Raw genomic sequence first — 22,576 nt, forward strand, 5'->3', positions numbered from 1 at the left:
TTATAATATTCTATTGATGATTTTGTCAAGTCTAAGGCGCTTTACACGCCTGATGAGTTTTTTTACTTTTAGTGGATAATTATCTATTGTATCTAAATTAGAGTGATGTGCAACTTGTGTTGTATTTGTCAAAATATTTGATAATTCTTGATGTTTTTTTTCTATTAAAAACTTTTCTTTATCTCGAATTAAAAGTCCATTTTCCAAATCTAATCGCCATGCCCTTGGGTTAAGATTATTCCCTGTTATCAACATCCACTCTTCATCAATCCAGACACCTTTTAAATGATAGGTATTATCCCCATCTTTCCATAAATTGATTGAGAGTAAATCTTTATCAATAAATTTTTGATTACTTTTCATGAACTTTTTCAGATTAAGTTCGTATAAATAAGGTAAACCGCCTATCGCTCTAAATGGCTCAGTTTCAGGGATATAGAAATCATTAGCGGTTTTATCACCAATAACAATTTTAACTTTAACTCCCTTTTTAAGCATTTGTCGAAGAATTTTTGTAATTAATGTTGGTAAATTGAAATACGGGGTACAAATGACTATATCTTTTTCTGCCACAATCAGTAATTGACCGATTAATTTATTAAATGCATTTTTATTGCCTAAGCCAACTATTGGGGTGACAGTTATGGGGTCAATAATAGAAGCGTCTGAATCTGTTTCTCCCTCTAATTCAAACGCTGCATCCATTAACTTTTTACGCAGTTGCTTGATCGATTTTTTAAATTCCTGTGTTTTAGGTCTAACAAGGCTATCTAATCTTTTGACTGCTATTTCAGGAAGCAATTTCTTTTCAATAAAACACACAAATGAATCACTTAAATTCTTGCTTTTAATTAAATGATATCTATCAAATCTATATTTATCTAAATGATGTAAATAAACGTTATTAATACTGGCACCAGTAAATAAAATATTATCATCAAATACTGCACCTTTGAAATGAAGTACACCTAGAGCCTCTCTAGTATTGATTGGAACACCATAAAATTCAATATTGAGCGGAGTCATCTTATCGCGTATTTTACTATACCAATCGGCATTTGTAAGTGTTTCACTTTCTCCGATTCGACCTCGTTGGGCTCGGTGCCAATCTACAAATATTTTAACTTCAAGTTGCGGCTGATTTTTTTTAGCTTGATAAAGTGCATCAATAACTTTTTGCCCAGCCTCATCATTTTCAAAATAAAGTGCAACTAAATAAATTCGTGTCTTAGCCTGAGCAATTTGCTTGAATAGCTCCTCGCTGTAGTGCTTTGGGCTATTATAAAAACTAATCGCAGACTTATCCAAAGTCGCTTTAGGGAGCTTTTCAATACAAAACAAAGCATCTTCACGAGAAAAAAAAGATAACATAGATAACTTCCTAATAATTGATTAACTAGCTATTAACCATAAAAATGAGCGTTTAAAACAACTTAATTAATAGCAGCTAAACCAATTCATTTAAATTAGCCAGTATTGATATGGCAACTTAGGACAAGAGACCTAAGTTACTTTTACTTTATAGTTTATCATAGATTCAATTAATTTGCGTACTGCAGCCTAATTAGAGTGTTTGATATCACATTCTAACTTCATTAGTTTAATTAAATTTTGTGGATTTCTCGCCTTACTAGAAAGATATCTATGAGTAAATATCTGCGTTAGCCTCAAAAGGGATTGATAGGCATCGTGTTCGGCAAGCAAATTTAAAATTGAAAGTCCAACTGAAACAGTTCCTAGCTGCTCTACTCTAGAGGCTTCTCTTAACAAATACGGATGAGCATTGATATCACTTAAAGAAAGCATAGGAAGATTAACTAAATATGGACTTTTGCGAAACATCTTCTTTGCCTCAGTCCAAGTTCCATCTAAAATAATAAATTGCTTTTTCTTTTCAGATTGCCTAAGTTCATTATCAGAGTTAATGGTAAATTGATTACCCAACTTAGACCAGTTGAGCTCGAAATCATGGTAAACCCTGCGATCAGCCTCTGCGTACAACGCTGGAAAAACTAGGTAAGATTCATAACTATCATCATCTATAGCATCAAGTAGAAGTTGATTAACATCAACTCTGTGCCATAAAAAAGCTTTAGTATTGGGCAGTATTTCGGCTATTAATCGCCCTGTATTGCTGGGCTTAATCGATTCGCCTTTATACATAATTAATAAAAATCGTGAGTCAATAGCAATTGGGTTAGCGTCGTTACATACACATAAAAAGTCCGCTATTAAACAACGATTGCATCGTTGCAGTTTGAATCCCCTTGCCTTAAAAGGTTTTGTTGATTGCGCTAATTCAAACTGCCTAAGATTTAATACACTATTGTATTCATTGTTAATATTAGGAGGATTTGCCGTCATTCATATTCCGAAAATGGTAAAGTTAACTAAAGAGTCATTATATACTTATTTAATGAAAAATTTCTATGATTTTGAGAGTATTTTATATATCGTAGAAAAAAATGACCTATTAATCAAAATGATAATTTAATGTTTAAGCATAAATTGTGACGTCAATACTTTCATTTCAGCAGTGTAACTATTGTCATTATTTCTAATAGTAAGGAAAGTTGGGCTCACATCATATTCATGTTGATTATCAATTATTGATATATCTATTTTCTTTAAATCAACTTTTTTTAGTCCAATTATCAATCTATTCGCTTTTTTCTTTTGATTAGGTTTTATAATAATTAATTCATCCAAAGACCATTTTAAACAATTAGCGACTATTTTAATTTTGTCCATTTGTTGTTCAATATTAATCAAATCAATATCTAATATCTTATTTAAAAACTTAACACCTTCTTGTAATGGTAGAATGCAATAAAACAAACCATCACTCTCCAACAATTTGTATGCAATTGTGGCCAACTCTATATGCGTCAATCTAGATACGCTGCGTGCGATGCTCCTTGAATCAATATCACTACTTGCATTAGCGTGGAAAAAAGGGGGGTTAGATACAATTAAGTCATATGGCATTAATTCTGTATCCCCGATGTTATAATTTTTAATTATTTTTGTTTCAGCAAATTTTTTGGCACATATACAGTGCGAAGTAAGTTGAGCGCTAAAAGGTGAATTAGTAAAATTTTCTTTTGCTTGCATTGCTGCCCTTTCATCTATTTCAATGCCATCAATCACAGCATTTTTGTTTCTTTGTGCAAGCATCAATGCAATAATTCCAGAGCCTGTGCCAATATCTAAAATTCGCATGCGTTTTTCAACTGGCACACTACAACCCAGAATAACTGCATCAGTACCTACTTTCATGGCGCATTGATCGTGCGCAATAAAAAATGATTTGAATTGAAAACCTGTTTTCATTAAATAGTTTCTCTTTACTCTACAAAAATTCATAATAAAACGTTACACTACAGCATATTTTATTTTCCTCCACTTAAAGCAAATGGTCAACATGTCTAAAAATTCAGATATCCCCTTAAATACAGTAACATTACCAAGTCGGACCGCTAATGCAAAACGACTTAGCATAAAAAAATTTAAGCTAGCTAATCAAACTAGCATCGATGAACAGAAGTTAGATATTGGGCTATTAACTGAAGAACATCAAGACACTCAGTTCGAAGAGCCTACTCTCAACAGTTTTGATGAGTTATCATTAGATGACCGTCTTCTGACTGGTCTTTCTCAAAAAGGATTGCATAAGCCTACCTCAATCCAATCAATTGCAATTCCTGCAACTTTAGCGGGTCATGATGTACTAGGCTCAGCACCAACTGGGACCGGTAAATCACTTGCTTTTTTATTACCCGCTATGCAACATCTTCTAGATTTCCCTCGTAAAAATGGCGGCCCTCCAAGAGTTTTAATCCTAACTCCAACAAGGGAACTTGCTCATCAAATTGCAGAGCAAGCTAAAGAAATATCTGGTGCAACACATTTAGCGATTACAACCATAACAGGTGGTGTATCTTATGTTAACCACGCTGAAATTTTCTCAACAAACCAAGATATTGTAGTTGCCACAACTGGCAGGCTGCTACAATATATTCGTGAAGAAAATTTTGATTGTCGTGCAATTGAGATACTTATTCTCGATGAAGCTGATAGATTATTAGATATGGGATTTGCACAAGATGTTGAAACCATTGCAGCTGAAACCAGATGGCGAAAGCAAACCCTACTTTATTCAGCAACACTTGAAGGCAATGATGTTGAAGAATTTGCTAAACGCGTACTAACAGATCCCGTTATATTACAAGCACAATCCTCTCGTAAAGAGCGTAAAAAAATCGTTCAATACTACTATCGTGCTGATGACTATGCTCATAAACTTGCCTTATTAACTCACATTTTAGGCCAAGAAGGTGTAGATAAAATAGTTATTTTTGTTCGAAAAAAAGAGAAAGTACACCAATTGTCAAAAGAGCTTCAATCTGCTGGTATTCCCAATAGCTACCTAGAAGGTGACCTTGCTCAGCATAAACGTCAAGAAGCGATTAAAAGATTAAATAATGGGAAAGTAAAGGTATTAATAGCAACTGATGTTGCGGCTCGTGGTATTGATATACCTGATGTCACTCATGTTATTAATTTTGATATGGCTCGAACGGCTGATGTATTTTTACATCGTATTGGTAGAACAGCACGCGCAGGTAAAAAAGGCATTGCGATTTCATTAGTTGAAGCACATGATTTTTTACTATTGAACAAAGCAGAACGCTATTTAGGAGAAGAAATACCCTATAGAGTTATTGATACTCTAAGGCCTAAATCTAAAAAGCCTAACCTAAAACATTCAGGCCGACCTTCTAAGAAAACAAAAAAAGTTAAAGAAGAGAAGAAAAAGGCAAACAAAAAGAAAGGCAACAGGGCCAGTAAAAACAAAAAATAAATTTATTTATAAAACCACTAAGTTCGTAATTAATCAAATTATCTAAACTTAGTGGTAACACTACCTGTCAATTTGTGATTCAAGTTAAGATAAGAACAAAAAACTATACTGTTGCCGACTTAATCTTATACTTATCAATCAACGCCTTTAGTATCGACTCTGTTTCCGCATCAGGAATACCGTTAAAGTTACTTCTTCTAAAATGCATTTGGAAAGCTGCAATAACGTTTTTAGTTTCTTTGTCTAATTGACCATGCAATGGAACCTGGTAGCCATATCTTGCTAATAGCTTTTGCATTGTTAACACATCTGTTTGCATATTTTTAGGTCGCCCAGCTAAGTGTTTTTTTACATCAGTTGCATTCGGCCAAGCACCTATACCTGCTTGTGCAAGTTTATCCCATGGAAATAGTGGACCAGGATCAGATTTTCTCTGCGGGGCAATATCACTATGAGCAACAACATTATAAGGTGCTATGTTGTGCCTTTTAATAATATCTTTTGCAAGTGGTATAATTAAATCTATTTGTTCATCATTAAATTTATACCACTTGCGTGTTCCATCGGGTTCATCTGTATAACCAGTATTAACAATCTCGATTCCAACTGAACTTGTATTTAACTTCTCCCTACCCCGCCAAAAACTTTTTCCAGCATGCCAAGCCTCTGCATCCTCAGGTAGCAAATGAATTACAACAGGTTTACCCCTTTCAATTTTAGGGATTGAAGGAACTAAATAATGAATACTCACTTCGCCACCAGTTAAAACTTTCAGTGACTTTTCATCATCTAATGCAGTGTAATGCATTACCAATACCATTGCATTACCATTTTCCACTTTAACTTGTTGCCTATCGACCATATACTCACCTCTATCGCGTTGTTTTACGCCAAGAGGGACAGGATCTATTTCACTTTGACAGCCAGTTAGTAAAAGAGCAGATAAAAGTAATCCAAAACAAAATTTATTTTTCATGAAAGACCTTTTATTTTTCAAATAATCCATATTCTAAATCTAACGTATAACCAAACTCAACTGGTCTGAATAAGTATACCGCAACTAAAGTAAAGATAATATAATTTTATAAATCAACAATTTAAGTTAAGAATTTATCTACCTTAATCTTCATTATAGCCAAGACTATGGAGTGCACGCTCATCATCGGCCCAGCCAGACTTCACTTTCACCCATAATTCTAAATGAACCTTACAATCTAGCATTGCTTCTATATCTTTTCTAGCCTCAATACCAATCGTCTTAATTTTACTACCTTGGGAACCTATAACCATTCTTTTTTGGCTATCTCGCTCAACCAAAATTAAGCCGTTTATATCAAACCCACCACGCTCATTTGATGCAAATCGTTCTATTTCCACAGTCACAGAATAAGGTAACTCTTCTCCTAAAAAACGCATTAATTTTTCACGGATAATTTCTGCTGTCATAAACCTTTGCGAGCGATCAGTAATATAGTCTTCAGGGAAATGAAATTCTCCTTTTGGTAAATTATTTTTAACAATATTCGTTAATGCTTCCAAATTAATTTCTTTTTCGGCTGAAATTGGAATTATTTCAAGGAATTTAATTTGTTCCGACAAAAATTGAATATGAGGCAGAAGTTTAGATTTATCTTCTACATTATCTATTTTGTTTATTGCTAATATCACAGGTGCTTTCGCATTTCTTAATTTATTTAGGACCATTTCATCATCATCGGTCCAATGTGTTCCTTCTACAACGAAGATTATCAATTCAACATCACCAATTGATGAACTAGCGGCTTTATTCATCAAACGATTAATAGCTCTTTTTTCTTCAATATGCAAACCCGGTGTGTCCACATAAATAATTTGGTGTGTATCGTGCGTATCTATGCCTAGTATCCGATGTCTTGTTGTCTGCGCTTTTCTAGATGTGATAGATATTTTCTGTCCGAGAATCGTATTTAACAACGTTGATTTTCCTACATTGGGTCTGCCAACAATCGCAACAAAACCACAATAAGTTTCCATATCAGGTTTTCCATTTTCTAAAGTATTAATAGTCATTCATTTCTCATTTTTAAATTAATTAAACTTGTCAATAAACCATTGTAATTTAATTTATTCCAAGTGCAGTTAAAGCTAGAGCTGCAGCACTCTGTTCAGCTTTTCGTCTACTTGTTCCTTTGCCAATTATTTTTTCGACTAAACCATCAATATCACATTCAATTGTAAACTCTTGATTATGAGCATCGCCTTTGACTTGTATAACAGTATAAAGTGGTAAAGGGCGATGGTTAGCTTGTAAAAACTCTTGCAAGCGAGTTTTTGGATCTTTTTGTTTATCACCTGGACTAATATTAGCTAGACGATTTTCATACCAAGCAAGTACAACAGACTTTACGGTCTCAATGCCATTATCAATATAAATTGCACCTATTATAGCTTCAATGGCATCTGCTAATATCGAATCTCTTTGAAACCCACCACTTTTAAGCTCCCCTGGCCCTAAAACTAATACATTTCCTAAATCAAACTCTCTGGCGATTTCTGATAATGTATTTTCCTTAACAAGAGAAGCTCGCATTCTAGTTAAATCACCTTCATTACATTTTGGAAATCTAGCGTAAAGTGTATCAGCGATTATGAAACTAAGGATAGAATCACCCAAAAATTCTAAGCGTTCATTATGTTGACCATTAGCACTTCTATGCGTTAAGGCCATAGTTAATAAAACTGGATCTTTAAATTTATAACTAAGTTTACGTTCTAATCTTTCAATTTTAAGTTTATTCATCATTACTAAGGTATACAACTATGGCGTATTATTACGCAATGTAAAAAAACAAAAAAACCGACCTTTAAAAGATAGGCCGGCTTAGTAAACTGTCAAAATAGTCTTTATTCAATCATGCCTATTCTGCTAAATCTAATTCCTGTTGGCCATTCATCTGGTAATCTTTCAAAGCTTATCCAAATAAATACAGCCTTACCAACTAGATTTTCTTTTGGAACAAATCCGAAAAAACGTCCATCACTGCTATGATCTCTATTATCACCCATCACAAAGTAACTATCTTTAGGTACTGTAAATTCCCTAGAATAATCTTCTGCCCATGTTGATGAGACATAGGCTCTAAAATCATCCCTACGGCTAGGATCAAGTAGAATAGTATTAGTACGACCGTTAATAGTTTCAGTTCTTTCTAGCAATCTTACTCCCTTTATTCCAATTGGATTTGATTCACCCTCAGGAATTTCTAAAATAGCTTGGGAGTTATCTACAGAATAGAACTGACTTTCTTTTATTTCACTATATGAAATATCAATTAATTTGCACCCTACAGGTGCAATTTCAGATGCGCCTTTCATACATGCAGGTAAAATTTTCAGTTCTTTGGTTTCATAATTATACATCACTCGCTCACCCGGTAAGCCAATTACTCGTTTAATGAAATCCTTTTCAGGTTCAAGTGGTGCCTTAAATACTACGATATCACCTCTTTTTGGATCTGAGACATCAATCCAATTTGCGTTAGTCACTGGATTTTTAATGCCATAACTAAATTTGTTTACCAATAAAAAGTCACCAACAAGTAATGTCCTCATCATAGAACCAGATGGAATTTGAAAAGGCTCAAATATAAATGACCTAAAAATTAACACAATCGCGATCACTGGAAATAGCCCACCTATTCCATCGAACCAAGTATGAAGTGCAGATGGCTGTTGGTTATTAATCATTGATTCTTGATGCGCTTTTTTAAAGAAAATTTTGTAGGCAAGCCAAAATATTCCTGTGATCACTGCCCCTATAACTAAAAAAAGTGCAAATTTATTTATTACCATTACTTAATCCTTTTTTAAAATTAACACGCTATGTTTAAATTAGATATTCTAATCTTTACCAACGTGTAGTATGGCAAGGAATGCTTCTTGTGGTAGTTCTACGTTACCCACTTGTTTCATTCTTTTTTTACCGTCTTTTTGTTTCTGTAACAGTTTTTTCTTACGACTCACGTCACCACCATAACATTTCGCAATTACGTTTTTTCGTAATTGTTTGACTGTCGATCTGGCGATTATTTGATTGCCAATTGCAGCTTGTATAGCGATGTCAAATTGCTGCCTAGGTATGAAATCTTTCATCTTCTCAACTAAATCACGCCCTTTACTATGAGAATTATCTTTATGCGTAATCAAAGCAAGTGCGTCTACTTTCTCGCCATTTATCATAACATCCACTCTTACCATGTTCGATGCTTGGAAATGTTTAAATCCGTAATCTAACGATGCGTATCCTCTAGACGTTGATTTTAATTTATCAAAAAAATCTAATACCACTTCAGCCATAGGTATTTCGTAAGTCAATGAAACTTGATTGCCATGATAAACCATATTAGTTTGCACGCCTCTTTTTTCCACGCACAAAGTAATCACATTTCCAAGATATTGTTGAGGCAACAGCATATGACATTCAGCAATAGGTTCTCTCAACTCTTGTATACTTGTTGTAGGGGGTAATTTTGCAGGACTATCAACATAAACGATTTCATTTGAAGTTGTGACTACTTCATATACTACAGTAGGAGCGGTAGTAATAAGATCTAAGTCATATTCTCGCTCTAAACGTTCTTGAATAATTTCCATGTGCAATAGACCTAGAAAACCTATCCTAAATCCAAAACCTAAAGCAGTTGAACTTTCTGGCTCATAAAATAATGAGGCATCATTTAAACTTAACTTACCCAAAGCATCTCGAAATGCTTCATAATCATCACTACTTACAGGAAATAAACCTGCATAAACTTGGGGTTTAACTCTCTTGAATCCTGGTAAATGTTCTTTTGCTGGATTTTTTGCAAGTGTCAATGTATCACCTACTGGTGCGCCTTTGATATCTTTAATTCCACAAACAAGCCAGCCTACCTCACCACACTTTAATTCATCTTTATCAACTCTTTTTGGGGTAAATATCCCAAGCCTATCAGCGTTGTAATCATTACCAGTGGACATCACCCTGACCTTGTCGCCTTTTTTCAAAGTGCCATTTTTGATACGGATAAGAGAAACCACGCCTAGATAATTATCAAACCATGAGTCAATAATCAGCGCCTGTAATGGTGCCAAAGGGTCTCCTTCAGGTGGAGGGATTTCTTTGACTAGGCGCTCAATAACATCACTTACACCAAGACCAGTTTTTGCTGAACATCTAACCGCATCTTCTGCAACAATACCAACTATATCCTCTATTTCAGTTGCAACTCTTTCAGGATCAGCAGCTGGAAGGTCTATTTTATTTAACACTGGAACTACTTCAAGGTTCATGTCTAAAGCTGTATAACAATTCGCTAGTGTTTGAGCTTCAACGCCTTGGCCTGCGTCAACAACTAGAAGAGCACCTTCACAGGCTGCTAATGAACGCGAAACTTCATAAGAAAAGTCAACATGCCCTGGAGTATCAATAAAGTTTAACTGATAAGTGTTGCCATCCTCAGATTTAAAATCTAGTGTAACACTTTGTGCTTTAATCGTAATGCCACGCTCTCTTTCTATATCCATAGAATCTAGTACTTGAGCTTCCATTTCTCTATCTGATAAACCGCCACATATCTGAATGATACGGTCTGAAAGAGTTGATTTACCATGGTCTATGTGGGCTATTATAGAAAAATTTCTTATATATTTCATGCTTATGTTAGTCTTCTTAGTTTAAATTATTATTCATTAGTCTATAAAAACAATCTATCTGCTTTTAAGTCATACTTGGCTCATCGCCTCAAAGTTTAACTCTACAGGTTTAAGGTTCATCCTAGCAAATTTTGATAAAAACTAATGTATAGGTGTTAAAATTGTGATTAAGATCTAGGATAGCATTAAAGCATTCATACTCATACTGCTAGCATTTATTCTAGATATTACTACAACTGCATGCTACTAAATATCACATACATATTGTTACTTTCAGAATAATAGCACAAATCCATCTACTTAAAAAAATGTCTTTTGCTAGCAAATATTTTATCATACTTCCTCTAAAAGATTTCATAGAATTAGCCAATATGTGAATTTAAATAAATGGGTCAGGATAAAATATCTATGTTTTATTCTGTGATAACGATAAATGTCAAGCAGACTTCCATATTCTTCCAGTATTTTATTTAAGTGTTCGCCTATTTTAATAAAAGCCTCGGTGATATAATCTACTACTGATGGTATGATTTTAGTCCCAATTTCGATTGGTCTCTTAATTAGAGGTGAGTTATGCCGCCTCCCTCAAACTTATGCGACAAAAAAGCCGAGCATCACGTTACTTAGTGTAGGGGATCGAATTATATCATCATCCCCATTTGCCTTAGATTAAGATCACTCAAAAGCTTAAGGATGAATCATGCAACAATTATTACTGAACCAAACCATTCAAACAAATGGAACATTACCTCAATCATTATTACAGCTCATTTTAACTAATAAAACGCACTATGGATCCCCTGCAATTTGGGCCGATACTTGGCGAGAGCGTTTGTTTAAAAACCCACCTGCATTAATTAATGCTTGGGATTTTGAATGGTCTAGTGATGAAGAGATTGCGGAGAATTTGATATGGCTAAACCCCACTACACAAGCAGGATTAATTTTCTTACCTTTTGGGCAAACAGGTGCTGGCGATGCGTATTGTCTTATGCCATTGGATAACAATCCAAATACTCCACTTCACACATGGGGGGTTGCATTAATTTATCATGATGATGAATACAGTAAATTCATATCTAGTTCATTCAGTGATTTTTTGTACCAAAATTTAATGCACTGCCTAGCCGATACATCTTCTTATATTGACAGTGAAATCAGTCCTGAAGAAGCTAAACTAGCGGTTTTAACTGATATTGAATCTATATTAGAATCAGTACTTACAGAGTTCTCTCCAGAGCAACTAGCCATACTGCAAAGTATAATTAAAGAATTATCTGCATTACGCAATTCAGTTAAAACACAGCCCAAAAGAAGAGTTTATAAAAAGAAAGATACATATGAGATTATTTCAGATGATAAATCCATTCCACCCGAAACATATAGTAGTCTCAATGAACTTAAAAAACAGTATTGTTATATCTCAGATGTTGAATTTAATGCAGCTTTAGCTTTAGCTCCCTCACCAAATTTAGATGAATTTAAAATAACATATCGTTGGGAGATTTGACATATACATCTAGTTAAAATGGGATCCCTGTTGAGTCATTTTATCGCTGTAAAACAGGTTCTTCAGTGAGTTCCTGCGTCATCGCAATCACCTGACCACCACGCCAAGCTTGTTTATATTCAAGCTGGCGAAACAGTTCGCAGAAAACTTGATCTAATATCGACCGATTTAAACCCAATTTAGCCTAAAAATGGCGAGTAAGCTGCTTCACCACCGTGCCCACCTCAAATTTTGACAAGGATATACAGTTGTTTTCCTAGTCAAGCTTCACACCTTACGGGTGACGAAATACATTATTAAACTGGTGATTACAGAGCAAATGGGTATGTTTTATACAATTTTAATACCATGTTGGGATTAATGCGATAATGAGTTGATATTTATTAGGCAATCTATCATGTATGAATCATCAACCCCATATTTAACATCAATAAGCGAAGCATTTAGTCACTTAAAATACCCTATAAGCTATTGAATTAAAAATCTTTTAATTAATATTATTACAATGGCTCTATGTGACCTAATCTCTATTTTCCTTGTATCCATACTTGACGTTCACCTTAGAAATCATTTCTTTATCTGGCCCTATCGTATTTGTACTGTGACGATGGATGCTAGTTATTTCGATGTTAACTGATTGTGCAACCAGATTAAGCGTTTTAAGCGCTATCATAGCGATGGTTTCATAGAGATCATTAAGTCTTACTTGATGAAGCCTATCATACACGTGCGCAATAGTATCCCGAGTCCAGAATTCAGTCTTGAGGGTATCATCTTAAAACTGCTCGCTAATGGGTAATTGGTTCAACTATTTAGCCAATTTCTTTTCCCAAATCGAAGCCATTTAATATTAAAGCGAAGCACATTTGACCATCAGTGGCTTAGTGGTGACGTTCATACACAGGGGGCATAGCGTCTATCGTTGCCATAAATTGGATGCGATGTAAAAAAAAGTGGCTACTAACAGCGCTAGGTTTGATATTACATAGGTGGGGCTAGGTAACGTATTGATTGTAAAAAACGGTTACATATCAATAATATTTGATTACCAAAAGAGATAAGTTGATTTAACATTTAACAAAATGAGCCCTGCTTAGCCCAGTTTAGGCAAGATTAGATAGGATTAATTGTTGAAAGTTAAGACCAATCAAAAGTTAATAGTATGATTTTATTAACTGGTTCATAGAAAAGTAAAATTTCATCTGCTCCCGAATCTCTAAAATAATAACCTGATACGCTTGCGATAAAATAAAATCGATTACCATCTTCAGCCAGCGGGTAAATCATTTCATCTGAATGTGAGTAGGGTTCTTGATTTAAAGGCAAATGAATATCATTAGTCCAATTTCCTATATTAGCTTCACCACCAAATTTGTTAAATAGCGGCTCACCGCCTTCAACAAATAAAGGAGTAGAAAAGTTATATAACGTCTCTCCAGCTCGAAACAAAGCTTTTTTCTTTTCATATGATGCTTGCTCACGTGCGTAGTTCTCGTTATTTTCTTTAGAATTTGGCACATGCTCTTTTTCAAAATAAGCGAAATCTCCCATCAATTCAAATCGCCAATTATCATCAGCTTTTAGACAAATCGTGTTGATCCCAAGATAATAATTATGCGTACTGTGATCGCCCCCATCCCCAAGGAATCCTTCAATGGTTGGTTCAATTGGCGATAATAGTGGAACAGAACCCTGCCATTTTGGATTTATCAAGCTCAGTTCAATTAATAGAAGTGGATTCAAAAATTCGGCATGTTTTTCAACATCTCTAGAAAAGACTTTTTCAGCATCAGGAAATAATTCAATACCTAATGTATGGATGCCAACATTAGAAATAGGATTAAGTAAATTTTTCATATCAGTGTTCTAGTGAGGATCCTCTTCATCGTTCTTGACAGGTATTACATCTCAAAAGTCACTTTAATCATCGATTTAAATGTATTTTTCAGTAACTTTATTGACTAAAAAACAAAGATTATAGTGTAATTCTATCAGAAATTTTCTCAATGAGGAAATAATAAGAAAAATTAAGAACATGGAAGCTATGCCTTTAGATAAGTTCATCTAGTTGTCAAAGTTCGTAATGATAATAATGAATATTTGACTATGAAAGAGGGTATAGGGTACATATTTGATACATATCTAAATGAAAAAACGCTTAAAGCGAGCATTAAAAATAAGAGAATATTTGCTTGTACTTGAGACGAATATTTATTAAAAGCATTTAAATGCAAACATTTTTACTGATTAAAACCCACCCGTTTGCCCTGAGGTGATAACTTTAGCACTGTACGCAGCGATTTTGACGTTTGAACTAATCGAAATGGACGTAGAGTACACTCACGTTCATTTGCAGGTAAGCTTCCTAACAAAATTGGAAATAGCCTGTTTGGCAGGGAGTTAAAAGCGACGGCTGTCAAGCTACTTTGCCAGCAGTTTCGGTTGTACGTCAATATTTCTATTTGGGCAACATATAGAGCAACAACATATCTAGTTAGCTAAAAAATTGCACCTTATTTCTCTGCCCTAAAGGCAAGAATTTTAGGGCACACTGTATAAGCACACATACCTAATGGCTATCATTTATATAGAATACTGGCTTGCAAGAAGCCATACTACAGTTAGTGCATGACAGTAAAAGTAATTGCTTTGCGATCGGATAGAGCTCCATGATATACTTGAATTCCAAACTTGGTAAAAACTTATTTTACAATTCTTTCGCCATTATCTTAATAATGACATGTATAATCAGTAATTATTGCACAAGCATTGCCAAGTTGACAGATAGCACTTTATTTTTAAAAATTCACCTATAGCAACATAGAATCGTTTTGAATGAATTACAATAAAACGATTAATGCCAATTCTTATTTTGGGACAATTCAATGTTCAATGGCCGAAATCAATTTTTAGCAAAAGTGAATGATGTAAATGAGAATCATCAATCTTATCAATTATCAATTGAGATTGAAGAGGATAAACTAGTTTTGCTAACTTTAGGTTCTCAAGTCACCGTTGACGGTTGTGCATTGACTATTTGTGCAATTGATGCTCAATCAATTACAGTTGAGCTAACTAAAGATAATTTAAGAACGACAACTCTAGGCTCTCTCCAAAAAGGAAATACTGTCTGTATTGATATGCCTCTCAAATTAGGGGATGACATAACAGTTTTCATGCTTTCAGGCCAAATATCTACGCAAGCTGAAATATGCCGAATTTTCACTTCGGAACATAATCATCAAATCTGGTTAAAATTAGATAGAATTGACCTATCAAAATATTTATTTGAAAAATCTCTTATTGGTCTTAATGGGCATGTGCTAAGTATATCTGAAGTGCTCAACGATAAATTTTGTGTTCATTTATCAATGTCACAAAAACTCTCAACTTCACTTGGACAAAAAAGATTAGGACACAAAATTAATGTTGAATTCAATTCAGTAACAACCGTGACTGTTGATACAATTTTACGTCAGCTGAATTCAATGTCAGATTTAATAAAACAAAATATAACGCAAATAGCCCAAGATTATATGAGTAGAGATAAAAAAGCTGAATAAATTAAATTAAATGCTCGCACATCGCCCTTTTATTCAGTTAAACTTTATATAAACAATTCTAAGTATTCAATCGGAGTAATGGATGAACAATTCTTATAAATATTCAAAAAAAGCAATCTACTGCATAATACCATTATCAGTATCATTTATACTTCAGGGTTGCAATCTTAATCAAAATATACCTGCACCCGTAGAGAAAATTGAATCTAATAAAAAAGCAGCTTCTGAAATGACTCAAGTGAAAAGTCAATCTTATCCTTTGCCACCTACGCCTACTATCGAGAATAATATTTCAGTTACAATAGAAAACGTGCCGAGTAATCCTCAAATTAACGCACCAAATGCTCATGTTTCAGATGAGGGTCAATTAATATTAGATCAAATCATCTCAGATCCAAACGCTGTTTTAAATAGTGCTTCGACTACTACTCCTATAGCAGCAAATAGCCCAGTAAATATTTCAACCCAAAAGCAAACCATTAATTATATCGCACCAGAGGGTTCGCCTAACTGGCAGGCAATGAGTGAACAAGCATTCAGTTCATTAAACTCATCAGATCAACTTAGTAAGCTAACAAGTGCTATTTATATCAATTCAATCAGCAATCAAACTAATGGTTCAATACCGATTTTTGCATTAGACCAAATTATTCAACAAAGTGCATTTGCCAAAGCAAAAGTTCAAATTGCAGATAACCAAAGCATTAATCTAGCGAAACAACAACTAGGCGTATCTCCAAATGACACACTAATTAATAGAAGTAAGGCAATTGCAATTGCTAAAGCTTTAAATTTAAACTTTGTTATTTATCCGAGTTTATCTGGCGATGCTAGTGATCCAATTTTATCCTTGCAACTTATTGATGCATCAAGCTCAGAAATTCTTGCAGAAGGTGAATCAAAGGCAATTTTTTAATTTTTAAATCTATTGGGCTCAGCAAAACTTAATTGTACAAAACGTATGCAAATTGATACTTATTTAATTCCGAACTCATTACGTTCAGTTGTAGACCAATTATTACAACCCTCACTTAATTTGGCTTTAAAAAAACACGCTCAGAGCAACCCTAACAACTCATCCTTCAACGCAAATTTATCAATTAAATCAACTAGATTTACTCCAATTAGCGGATTAAGTGGTACAAACTGGATCATTGACCTAGGAGACAAAAAATGGATAGCTCGCGAAAACTCTAAAATTAAGATGCAGTTAGGGATCAATAGAAAAATTGAACACAAAATTCTAAGGCAGCTTGAATTTCAAAACATTGCGCCACACTGCGTGACACTGTCACGCGAATGGTTGATTCTAGAATGGTTACCTAACAATAAAACATTAACACCCCAGCTAGATTACATCCCCCAAAAGTTAGGGTATGTGATCCAAAAGATACATAGTTCACCACTTTCCAGACATCAAATAACACTAAAAAAACGTTTTAACTTCCTTTTTAATCAGATTGATAAAAAAAGAATCACCTATAAATGGGCTAAAAATCATAGCATTTTTAATTATGCACAACCTCCGAGTCGCTCCCACATGGTGTTATCCCATATGGATGTGCATATCGATAATTTAATCTTTGAGAACAACTCACTAAAACTAATTGACTGGGAATATGCAGGTGATACTGAGGAGCACATTGCTCTTGCCGCAATTATTGATTCAATGAATTGGTCAAAAAGCCAAGCCATCAATTTTTTGGCTAACTACATCGAATCACGCGAAATGTTAGTCAAACAAAATGAAAATCAATACCAAGCTATGAGTCATAGGCTTTATGAAGCAATCATTCCTTGGATTCCTTGGATTCACTACCTACAGTTTCTCTGGTTTGAAATAAGATGGAATCAAACCAATAACGAGCATTTCATTCAATTAAGCCAAGAACTTTGGGATAAATTTGCATAACGGTAGTACGTTTGTTAGTTAAACCGCATTATAATTTTTTGAATTTATCTTAAAATAATAATCATTTATGGTAATTATTGATAAGATTCGTAAAAAATTATACGATATCATAATTCGATACCATGCTAAATAACAATTAAGTAGTACATTTAAAAGCACTTACACGCCCACCAAGGATTTGAAGATATGCAAAACAATAGTGAAACAAATGCTGAAACTACGTTAGAAAGTAATAATGAAGATATCAAAAAACTATTATTAGGATTTTCAACCCCAGAGATTTGTTTAATAGCAATAACTATTCTTTGGGGAGGTACTTTTCTTATAGTTAAACATGCGATGCTATATAGTGGACCATTCTTTTTCGTTGGCTTAAGATTTTCTGCTGCTGCACTAGCCCTTTTATGTTTTTCTTATAAAAGATTAAAAGGCCTAACATGGTATGAATTAAAAGCAGGGATGTTTATTGGTTTTGCTATATCCCTTGGCTATGGCTTGCAAACTGTAGGGTTACAAACCATCCCTAGTAGTACCTCCGCCTTTATTACTGCACTTTACGTGCCATTTGTTCCAATTTTGCAATGGTTAATATTAAGAAGACTACCTGGTCTAATGTCTTGGATAGGGATAATTTCAGCTTTTATTGGCTTATTTTTCCTGACTAAACCAGAGGGTGAATCTTTTGTATACCTTTCTTTTTCAATTGGTGAAATTTTAACTATCTTTAGCGCATTAGCAATCGCATTAGAAATAATATTAATAAGTCATTTTTCTAATCAAGTAGATAGCCGTAGAGTGACCCTAATTCAACTTTTATCTGCTGCTATATTCTCATTTACTTTAATGATTCCAACTCAGGAATCGCTCCCTAATTTCTCGCCTTATTTGCTATATAGTGCAATTGGATTAGGTGTTATGAGTGCGCTTATTCAATTTGTGATGAACTGGGCACAAAAATCGGTATCCCCAACTAGAGCAACACTCATTTATGCTGGAGAACCCGTATGGGCAGGAATTGTTGGTCGAATTGCCGGTGAAAAGCTTTCTTATTTAGGATTGTTTGGTGGTGCACTTATCTTATTTGCAGTTCTAATAAGTGAATTACCTAATCCTTTTAAAAAAAATAAAAAAAATAGCTAATATGCCTTTGCGACTACTTCTGTAGCAGAGATTGTAAAAACACTGATAACTAGAGCAATATGAACGACTTTAATACGCAAAATCAGCACCCCAAATCGATTAAACAGTCAACTAAGATAGAATTTATTGAAATTGAAGAGACTGAGGAACTACTCTCTGGTTTTAATTCAAAACTTTTTCTTAAGAATGTTACGTCGAGCCCTGGTGTTTATCGTATGTACGATATAGATGAAGTTGTTATATATGTTGGTAAAGCAAAAGATTTAAAAAAAAGATTATCTAGTTACTTTAGAAAAAATTTAGGTAGTATAAAAACAGAAACATTAGTAAAACAGATATCAAATATAGATGTTACTGTCACGAATACCGAAACTGAAGCATTGCTGCTTGAGCATAACTACATTAAATTATACCAGCCAAAATATAATGTTTTATTAAGGGATGATAAATCTTACCCTTACCTATTCCTAAGTAATGACAAGCATCCAAGGATCTCTATTTATCGCGGTTCGAAAAAAGCCAAAGGACAATACTTTGGTCCTTATCCTAATGCGCAAGCGGTAAGGGATAGCTTAGCAATTATTCAACGACTATTTCCTATCAGACAATGTGAAAACACTGTTTATAAAAATCGTTCTAGACCTTGCTTACAGTATCAAATTGGTCGCTGCTGTGCTCCTTGTGTTGATGGCTATATTTCTGATACTGCCTATTCTGAACAAGTTAATCTTGTTAAACTTTTCCTAGAAGGAAAAAACACTCAAGTTATTAATGAATTAGTCCAAAAGATGGAAGTAGCTAGTGAGTTACTCGCGTTTGAAAAAGCCGCAGCTTATAGAGATCAAATCCAAGCAGTTAGAAGCGTGACAGAAAAACAGTTTGTCTCAAATAATGGAAACGATATTGATGTAATTGGCTATGATTTTCAATCCGGTGTTGCCTGTTTACATGTTTTATTTATTAGGCAAGGCAAAGTATTAGGTAGTCGCAGTTATTTTCCTAATATTCCTAAAAACACTGAATTAATTGAAGTAGTTCAGACATTTATTGGCCAATTTTATTTACAAGCAAGTGAAGGTCGAGATATCCCTCAACAAATTTTAATTGATTTTACTCTGCCAGAAATAGACTTGCTTGCTCATTCTCTAAGCCAATCAGCAGGTCGTAAAATCGAAATTCAATCTAAACCAAGAGGTGATAGAGCAAAATACTTACAACTAGCATCAACTAATGCCAAAATTGCACTATCAACTAAACTCGTCCAAAAATCTACCATTTCGGATAGATTGACCGCACTTGCAGAAGTCTTAAATCTTGATTCAATATCAAGACTTGAATGCTTTGACATTAGTCATTTACAAGGTGAACAAACCGTAGCTTCATGTGTTGTGTTTGACACTAATGGCCCACTTCGCTCTGCTTATCGACGTTATAATATTGAAGGCATTACACCAGGTGATGATTATGCTGCGATGGGGCAAGTGCTGACTCGTCGCTACGGAAAAATGATTACGAATGAAAATATCCCTGATGTTATTATTATTGATGGTGGCAAAGGGCAGCTAGGACAAGCATTTAGGATATTTGCAGAGCTTAATGTTAGTTGGGATAAATCAAAACCAATACTTCTGGGTGTTGCTAAAGGTGTTGAACGTAGAGCTGGATTAGAAACTTTATTTTTAGAACCTGAGGGAGATGGCTTTTCTCTACCAAGTGATTCGTTAGCATTACATTTAATACAACACATTAGAGATGAATCACATGATCATGCAATTGGCGGGCACCGCAAAAAAAGAGGAAAAGTAAAAGGTACAAGTTCACTTGAAAGCATACCAGGTGTAGGGGCTAAAAGACGTCAAGCTTTATTAAAATATATGGGTGGAATGCAAACTTTAAAAAATGCAACAATCGATGAAATAGCTAAAGTACCTGGTATCTCCTTGGCTCTCGCAGAAAAAATCCATGCTATTTTAAAACAGTCTTGAAACACTAGTGTTAATTCTTTAAATTAATATTCATTATTTCTGCTTGGACATAGCTAAACTTCCTCTTGCTGATGCTATGCACATAATTATTGATATTTAACTAATTTGTATTTAATAGCAATCCTAGCTTTGCAACACAAAAATACCCTGTTCAACCCAAGGTCTACCTATTTGAAAAAGTTGGATTAACTCATACCTGAACTTTGTAAAAGAGCAAAAAACTACCAATTAAAATAATAATTGCACAAAAGAAAAGCATTTTAGTTTTATCGTTTGATTTATATAGTTCTAACTCAAAATAGAGTTAACTAAACGACCAAAAATAAGCGATAAATAAAATTAAAAATCAATGATTTACACAAAAATCAAATGCAGTAACAATATTAATCCATCCTTGGAATAATATTTAATAAAAGCACTGAGGATAATTATCTAGGTTAGGAGTTCTACGATTTGCCAATCAATTTTCTCATGTTTTATTTCACTTATCTTAAAAAAAACACCTGATCGGCATCTTTGTTGTAATAAAATACGACGTTTACGATTTCTAAGTACACCATGACTATTAGGCGATAATCGCTTTCGTGGTTTCATTTAAAATGGTTCCTAAAGTTAAAAGAAAGTACGGGGCTTAATTTTAATACAAGACACTGACAAATTGCTAGTAGATTTTAATTATTTATTGCCCACTCAAAATTTTAGCAGGTTCAAGTTTAATTGCCCTATTTGCAGGGTATAAACTTGCAACTAGGCTTAAAACTATCGACGTTGTAAATACGAGAAAAACGTCTAACAAGTGCAATTCTGACGGTAAAAAATCCACAAAATAAATATCAGCAGATAAAAACTCTACACCAAGCATCGCTTCTAAGGCATTAATAACGTTTGTCAAATATAATGCGGCTGCAATCCCTATTAACGCACCTATAAACGTGCCAATAAATCCTGATATTAATCCATACCATATAAAAATAGATAATATAAATCTATTTTTTGCGCCTAATGTCCTTAATATTGCAATATCCGTGCTTTTTTCTTTAACAGCGACAACTAAAGTAGATACGATGTTAAAACATGCAACAGCCATTACCAACACCATCGCTAAGTACATGATTCCTCTGATCATTTGAATGTCATTATACATAAAGCCATATTGATTAATCCAACTATTATAATGCAAAGAAAGCCTTGTGTTTTCAGCTGCTTTTTTTACCTGGGTTCTAGCCTGAAATGGATCTGATAGTTTAAGCCCTACCCCAGTAATTTCTTGACCTTTACCTAAGTACGATTGAGCGTCTTCTAAAGGAATAAGACCTAAACTGTGGTCGATTAATCCACCTAACTCAATTAGTCCTATTATTTGTAATCTAATTCTCTTTGGTTGCTGTAATTTTAAATCAGCAGAGCTATTGGGAATAATGATAGTAACAGATTGCCCAACTTTCGCACCAATAGATCTAGCAGCACCTGCACCTAATATGATTTGATTTTTATCTGGTTGCAAAGAATTCCATGCATTATCAGAAATAAATTTAGGTAACGCACTTATTTTTGACTCTAAATCAGTATCTATGCCTTTAATTTGAATTGTTTGTAAATGAATGCCATTTTCTACTAACCCAGTCATTGATACATAGGGAGCGGCTGCAACAACACCATCGCTCGCTTCAATTCGGTTGACTAATAAGTTAGTTTCAATTTGCATCGGTTGTTCAGGGATAATTTCCCCGTGTGGGACAACCCCTAACACTCGGTTAACTAACTCTCTTTCAAAACCATTCATTGCACTTAATCCAACAATTAGTACTGCAACACCAAGAGAAATGCCTAAAGTAGAAAAAAGAGAAATTAATGAAACCATTCCACCCCGTTTTTTACCTCTACTAAATCTTAATGCTGTTTTAAGTGTAAGTGGTAAAGCAAACATGT

At 34.2% G+C, this 22,576-nt stretch carries 18 protein-coding genes and 1 pseudogene; 7 read left to right on the forward strand and 12 right to left on the reverse strand.

Going from position 1 to position 22,576, the window contains the following annotated elements:
* From pssA to BMW37_RS06525, 3 genes are all read right to left on the reverse strand, one after another.
* On the reverse strand, nt 1-1,371 hold the full coding sequence (pssA, locus tag BMW37_RS06515) for a CDP-diacylglycerol--serine O-phosphatidyltransferase (RefSeq protein ID WP_093318791.1): 1,371 nt from the start codon (nt 1,369-1,371) through the stop codon (nt 1-3).
* A 189-nt stretch (nt 1,372-1,560) separates the two neighbouring features.
* Complete coding sequence (locus BMW37_RS06520; protein WP_093318793.1) at nt 1,561-2,364, reverse strand: tRNA-uridine aminocarboxypropyltransferase; 804 nt, start codon at nt 2,362-2,364, stop codon at nt 1,561-1,563.
* 126 nt (nt 2,365-2,490) lie between these two features.
* Nucleotides 2,491-3,279, reverse strand: a complete 789-nt coding sequence (locus tag BMW37_RS06525; protein WP_177168599.1) for a tRNA1(Val) (adenine(37)-N6)-methyltransferase — start codon at nt 3,277-3,279, stop codon at nt 2,491-2,493.
* Between the two features lie 145 nt (nt 3,280-3,424).
* Here BMW37_RS06525 and srmB point away from each other — a divergent pair, with 145 nt between their 5' ends.
* A complete protein-coding gene (gene srmB / locus BMW37_RS06530) occupies nt 3,425-4,864 on the forward strand; it encodes an ATP-dependent RNA helicase SrmB (RefSeq protein ID WP_093318797.1) in 1,440 nt (479 codons plus the stop codon).
* Between the two features lie 103 nt (nt 4,865-4,967).
* Here the strand turns inward: srmB and BMW37_RS06535 are convergent, their stop codons facing one another.
* The 5 genes from BMW37_RS06535 to lepA all read right to left on the reverse strand — a co-directional run bounded on the left by BMW37_RS06535 (nt 4,968) and on the right by lepA (nt 10,537).
* Nucleotides 4,968-5,840 carry an N-acetylmuramoyl-L-alanine amidase gene (locus tag BMW37_RS06535; protein ID WP_093318799.1) on the reverse strand — a complete coding sequence of 291 codons (873 nt, stop codon included), beginning with the start codon at nt 5,838-5,840 and terminating at the stop codon, nt 4,968-4,970.
* Nucleotides 5,841-5,983: 143 nt separating this feature from the next.
* On the reverse strand, nt 5,984-6,877 hold the full coding sequence (gene era / locus BMW37_RS06540) for a GTPase Era (protein ID WP_425441767.1): 894 nt from the start codon (nt 6,875-6,877) through the stop codon (nt 5,984-5,986).
* An 85-nt stretch (nt 6,878-6,962) separates the two neighbouring features.
* A complete protein-coding gene (gene rnc, locus BMW37_RS06545) occupies nt 6,963-7,643 on the reverse strand; it encodes a ribonuclease III (protein ID WP_093318969.1) in 681 nt (226 codons plus the stop codon).
* A gap of 104 nt (nt 7,644-7,747) precedes the next feature.
* Nucleotides 7,748-8,695, reverse strand: a complete 948-nt coding sequence (lepB, locus tag BMW37_RS06550) for a signal peptidase I (protein ID WP_093318803.1) — start codon at nt 8,693-8,695, stop codon at nt 7,748-7,750.
* A gap of 48 nt (nt 8,696-8,743) precedes the next feature.
* Entirely contained in the window at nt 8,744-10,537 is a 1,794-nt protein-coding gene (lepA, locus tag BMW37_RS06555) for a translation elongation factor 4 (RefSeq protein WP_093318805.1), read from the reverse strand.
* Nucleotides 10,538-11,237: 700 nt separating this feature from the next.
* On the opposite strand from lepA, the gene BMW37_RS06560 reads away from it, so the two are divergent.
* Complete coding sequence (locus BMW37_RS06560; protein WP_093318807.1) at nt 11,238-12,047, forward strand: SMI1/KNR4 family protein; 810 nt, start codon at nt 11,238-11,240, stop codon at nt 12,045-12,047.
* A gap of 58 nt (nt 12,048-12,105) precedes the next feature.
* Here the strand turns inward: BMW37_RS06560 and BMW37_RS15910 are convergent.
* Nucleotides 12,106-12,231, reverse strand: a pseudogene (locus BMW37_RS15910) (RNA-guided endonuclease InsQ/TnpB family protein); the annotation flags it as partial.
* Nucleotides 12,232-13,184: 953 nt separating this feature from the next.
* Nucleotides 13,185-13,904: a hypothetical protein gene (locus BMW37_RS06570; RefSeq protein ID WP_093318809.1), complete on the reverse strand. Its 720-nt coding sequence runs from the start codon at nt 13,902-13,904 to the stop codon at nt 13,185-13,187.
* A 1,028-nt stretch (nt 13,905-14,932) separates the two neighbouring features.
* On the opposite strand from BMW37_RS06570, the gene BMW37_RS06575 reads away from it, so the two are divergent.
* From BMW37_RS06575 to uvrC, 5 genes are all read left to right on the forward strand, one after another.
* Nucleotides 14,933-15,610 (forward strand): riboflavin synthase, encoded by a 678-nt coding sequence (locus tag BMW37_RS06575; protein WP_093318812.1) that lies wholly within the window; start codon nt 14,933-14,935, stop codon nt 15,608-15,610.
* An 82-nt stretch (nt 15,611-15,692) separates the two neighbouring features.
* Nucleotides 15,693-16,526, forward strand: coding sequence for a hypothetical protein (locus tag BMW37_RS06580; protein WP_093318814.1), 834 nt, complete (start codon nt 15,693-15,695; stop codon nt 16,524-16,526).
* A gap of 45 nt (nt 16,527-16,571) precedes the next feature.
* A complete protein-coding gene (locus BMW37_RS06585) occupies nt 16,572-17,522 on the forward strand; it encodes a phosphotransferase (protein ID WP_143047603.1) in 951 nt (316 codons plus the stop codon).
* 186 nt (nt 17,523-17,708) lie between these two features.
* Nucleotides 17,709-18,662 carry a DMT family transporter gene (locus BMW37_RS06590; protein WP_093318818.1) on the forward strand — a complete coding sequence of 318 codons (954 nt, stop codon included), beginning with the start codon at nt 17,709-17,711 and terminating at the stop codon, nt 18,660-18,662.
* A gap of 59 nt (nt 18,663-18,721) precedes the next feature.
* Entirely contained in the window at nt 18,722-20,647 is a 1,926-nt protein-coding gene (uvrC, locus tag BMW37_RS06595) for an excinuclease ABC subunit UvrC (RefSeq protein WP_093318820.1), read from the forward strand.
* A gap of 432 nt (nt 20,648-21,079) precedes the next feature.
* On the opposite strand, the gene BMW37_RS15085 is transcribed toward uvrC, so the two are convergent.
* Together BMW37_RS15085 and lolE are read right to left on the reverse strand one after the other, a co-directional pair.
* Nucleotides 21,080-21,241, reverse strand: a complete 162-nt coding sequence (locus BMW37_RS15085; protein WP_177168600.1) for a hypothetical protein — start codon at nt 21,239-21,241, stop codon at nt 21,080-21,082.
* Between the two features lie 85 nt (nt 21,242-21,326).
* On the reverse strand, nt 21,327-22,574 hold the full coding sequence (gene lolE, locus BMW37_RS06600) for a lipoprotein-releasing ABC transporter permease subunit LolE (protein ID WP_093318823.1): 1,248 nt from the start codon (nt 22,572-22,574) through the stop codon (nt 21,327-21,329).
* Nucleotides 22,575-22,576: the final 2 nt, after the last annotated feature.

It is taken from the genome of Thorsellia anophelis DSM 18579 (genome assembly GCF_900111395.1).
Lineage (GTDB): Bacteria > Pseudomonadota > Gammaproteobacteria > Enterobacterales > Thorselliaceae > Thorsellia > Thorsellia anophelis.